5 protein-coding genes are annotated in these 4027 nt (G+C 33.8%); all 5 read right to left on the reverse strand.

What is annotated here, in order from left to right:
- Positions 1–117: 117 nt before the first annotated feature.
- The gene (locus tag V7024_RS21130) at positions 118–2547 is read right to left on the reverse strand and encodes a DUF927 domain-containing protein (protein ID WP_335523576.1); all 2430 of its coding nucleotides are present in this window, start codon (positions 2545–2547) and stop codon (positions 118–120) included.
- Between the two features lie 101 nt (positions 2548–2648).
- Positions 2649–3059 (reverse strand): hypothetical protein, encoded by a 411-nt coding sequence (locus tag V7024_RS21135; protein WP_335523578.1) that lies wholly within the window; start codon positions 3057–3059, stop codon positions 2649–2651.
- A 13-nt stretch (positions 3060–3072) separates the two neighbouring features.
- Positions 3073–3288, reverse strand: a complete 216-nt coding sequence (locus V7024_RS21140; protein ID WP_335523580.1) for a hypothetical protein — start codon at positions 3286–3288, stop codon at positions 3073–3075.
- Positions 3289–3413: 125 nt separating this feature from the next.
- Positions 3414–3713 carry a helix-turn-helix domain-containing protein gene (locus V7024_RS21145; protein WP_438824494.1) on the reverse strand — a complete coding sequence of 100 codons (300 nt, stop codon included), beginning with the start codon at positions 3711–3713 and terminating at the stop codon, positions 3414–3416.
- Between the two features lie 39 nt (positions 3714–3752).
- Positions 3753–3959 (reverse strand): helix-turn-helix domain-containing protein, encoded by a 207-nt coding sequence (locus V7024_RS21150; protein ID WP_000695000.1) that lies wholly within the window; start codon positions 3957–3959, stop codon positions 3753–3755.
- Positions 3960–4027 lie beyond the last annotated feature (68 nt).

The following is a 4027-nucleotide window of genomic DNA, read 5'->3' on the forward strand; positions in this document are numbered from 1 at the left end:
TCTTAGTACTCTTGGTACTTTTAGTACTATTCGTATTAAACGCTTGCTATATCAATGTTTTTAGGAGTACCAAACCTATAAAATTAACTTTATGTTCTTAGTACCCTTGGTACCCCCTTAGTTATTAGGCGGCTTTTCTTCAAAATCAAAACCCAATTGTTGAACAATCTCTTTATTTATAGTCACAGCATTGATTTTCCGCCCTTTATGACTAATTTTTTGATAATCAACTGCCTTCCCATCTAAAACATTAGGAACAGTAAATCCTCTTTTCAACCACTCTTTTCTAGTCCTTTTTTCTTCTGGCCCTAGGAACTCTTTTAAAAAAGATGGTGTTAAACAAATTGAACTAAACTTATAAATTGCTTTGATATTTTTTGGAGCATAGTCATAATAAATACCATCCCTATTACTATCCAAGTAAGTTAAAATTTCATTCAATAGTTCTTTTGGTTTATCTATCGCCTTATTTTCTTGGGCAATTTCATCAAAGAGTTTGTCCAGTTGTTCAAGATCTACACTAACCTTGAAAAATTCTTTTAGAAGTCTACCTGCATAATGAACTGTTGCGTAATAAAGGGATAATCTTGTTAAAACTTCATTTCCCTGCGCTTTATTCATATAAAAATCTTTAAATTTATAAAAAGATGGGAGCAACTCTTCCTTACGTACTTGGTACTGTTTTAAAAACTCTAAACCAATGACCCCATAATTTGTTTCTAATCCCTTATATAAATCAGTGAAAAATATATAATCTACTCCTTCAAATGGGCTATCATTTAAACTCACAATTCGAGCAGCGGCTCCCCCAGCTTTAGATGCATATTCATTTAGACTTACTTCCCCAGTAGTTAACATGATATTTTTCCATGTATTTTCTCTTTGCGAACCACTAAGAGAACCTCTACCTTTTGACTTTCCTCCACTGAAGTGATAAACAATAGATTGAAGTAATCTTTCATCTGCTTTACGACTATCATCCATTAGCAACGGAAAACTATTTAAAAAGGCTGCTTTACGTTCAACACTGACTTTAGTTGCGTTAAATTCATTAACAAGTTCACTTGTCCCCCATACGCTAGCCGCAACTTTTAATACACTTGTTTTTCCTTTTGAGGTCCCACTAGAAAGGTCCACAATAAAAGGATTTATTTTTAAATCATGTAACAGGACACTAGCAAAAGAAGCCAGTACAAAAAATAATGCTCTCGGATGTGTTTTAATACGATTAAATACTTCATGAATCCATCCTTCTACTGTCCCAGCTACTTGGAATGATTCAAAAAGTTGTTGTTCTCCTTGATCACTAGGGAGTATTTCATAATCTGTTGCTAGTAATGGATGAGCCAAACCACTTTTCACATAACCTAGACGATCTACCATAAGCCCTCTATCAATCTCAGTAAATGCTAGAACCTTATCAAAGTAATCTATTAACTGCTTTATATTATTATCATTTGAAGGAAATCCTTTATCTGCTAATGGCATCATCTCCTTCTTAGTGGCCAATGCTCCAGCTGGAACAATCTCATTGACGACCTTTCCTCTATCATTCCAAGTTAACTCATAATATAATTGTTGACGTTCAACGTTATGTAGCTCTCTTTTAAGAATCGGAACATGTCTAGCAACCATGATTTCTCGTTCATCAACTTCTCCATTCTTAACCTTAGTTTCCACTCTATATAAAGCATTATTCTTTACTTTATAAGGACATGGAATACATACAGAAGCGATAGAATCCTCTTGTTTTTTCTCAATATCGGTTGTTACTTCCTCATCTGACTTTTCTTCATTTACCTTCTTATAGGCCGAATTAACAACCTTTGTAATATCCTTAATAAGAAATCCTTTTTTGAAGGAAACAAAATATTTGTGAGCCAATTTAAGACTGGACAATACTTCCTTTTTGCTCACCTTACAAATTAATAGCCTTCTGGCTAAATCATAAAAGTCCCCATCACGTGAACCATTAGTTTCATATGGATAACTCATAGGTGAAGGTGTTTTCGCACCATTCCATGCTTTATATAAGAACTGTGGAAGCTCGTCCAATTTTTCTAGACTTTGGGTAACTAGATAACGCCCTTCTGTATTTTCGGTCGGGAATACGATATAACCCTTTTCCGCTGCACGTGTATCTTGTGTTAACCCTAAACGATTAACGTAATTCTGATACTGACCTTCTTTTTTCGTTAAATTCGTTTCGCCTTTGAATATAAACTGCCAACCATTAGGAGTTTTAATTAAATGATGATGAATGTTTTCTCCTTCAAGTAATTCCCTTAGTAACTGACCTTCTTTAGAATCGTCAATGTCGACAATGAAAATGCCTTTTGGAACTACGCACCCTATCCAACCACCTTGATCCAGCCATCCATCAATTTTGCCGCAATCTAATGAATGCGTGGTTTTCCAAGAACCTACTGGTGTTTTTGCTTTTTGATACTCTTGATTGCCCTTTGCATATCCAGTAAGCTTAATAACTTTCGCTCCAGGCATTATGTTGTTAATTGTTTCTGTATAATTCGCTGTAGTAGATAACAACTTCTCACCTCCCTTGTCACAAGACGAACTCAATGTTAAAATATAAGTAGACAAATAATTGCTTGGAAAGATGTATGAATTCGCCGTTCATATATCTTTTTTTATTGTTCATGCGTTTTATTTTTCACAACCTTATTGAATATTTCTTCTTTCAGTTCTGATGCTTTTCTGAAATCTTTATTTAATCCACTCGTTGTATAATTGATTAATTGCCAATATACTCGTAACTTCCTGTGAAATTCGTGGAAGTAGAAATTTTGCTCACCTTTACTTACAACTCTATCCATATCCTCCATCAACCTTGACATAAGGATTTCCACATCTACTAAAGTTTCTACTTTAGCGCCAATTGAACCAATCCCATCGTCTAACTCGTAGACAATATCTCTTAAATTATCTTCTCCATAAGAACCGTCTTTAGAATAATTAGTTACCCTCAATTCTGAGGCCATCCCTACTGTTTTAAAACTTGCAGCTATTGGTTGTTCTTTTGCCACTGTTAATTGATCCATATTTCTTCTCTCCTTATTTACTTAATTCATTAATAACTAACGCCCATAGACTTTCATCTACGTCTATTTCATATTCGTCTAATGCAACATGTCTTTTATAATGCTGTATGGATTCTTTTAATCCATTTTCTGTTGCATATCTACTGATAAGTGGTGTACCAAACTCGTTTGTACGTTTGATAATAAACTCACCGTTTTCTTGGTAGATTTCTAACTTTTTCGTTTTCATTTAAGCCCCTTCACCTCTTATTATGTATTGACGTTGCCACCGCCCCATATTAGCTATAAGTTCCAACATTGCATTTATATTCGGTCCGCAATAGACCATCTGACCAACAAAAAGCGCTATTTATTTTAAAGCAAACTTTGATAAAGTTTTATATCGTTATTAGTAGCATTCATATTGGAAGTCATATCATCCAAAAATTCATCTACTTCATTTTTCTTAAACAGATACTTGGTCCCAACTTTATAGTATGGTAATCCATTTTTCAGAAGATGTTCATCGATAGTTGGCTTGCTAATATTCAAATACTCCGATAGCTCTTTAAAGCTTAAAAAATACTTTTCTTTAGCTAATTCCTCAACTTTTTCATTAATTGCTTTTTCCAGCATAGTATTAACGGTCTTTTCATCAATCTGAACATTTAACACTTTAGATCACCTCCTCTTCGTGAAACTTTATGACACATTTTATGTAAAAAAAATTTCATCAATAGTTATTTTAGATAGGCCTTTTTCCCTAATTAAATCTCTTAAAATTACTTTTTCTCTATCTTTATACGCTGTAACACCTTTTTCTTTTCTTCTTAAAGCCTGAACAGATATTCCGAAAAGTTCCGCTAATTCCTTCTGTGTTAAACCAATCAATTTTCTATAACCTTCGGGTTTTATTTTCAAGATTCCCCCTCCTTTCACCTTAATGAAACTTTATGACACCTCAATAGTAACAGTCCTTTTTCCATTAG

Origin of the sequence: Bacillus sp. JJ864, from assembly GCF_036963045.1 — a bacterium.
Classification (GTDB): Bacteria; Bacillota; Bacilli; order Bacillales; family Bacillaceae_G; genus Bacillus_A; species Bacillus_A pseudomycoides_C.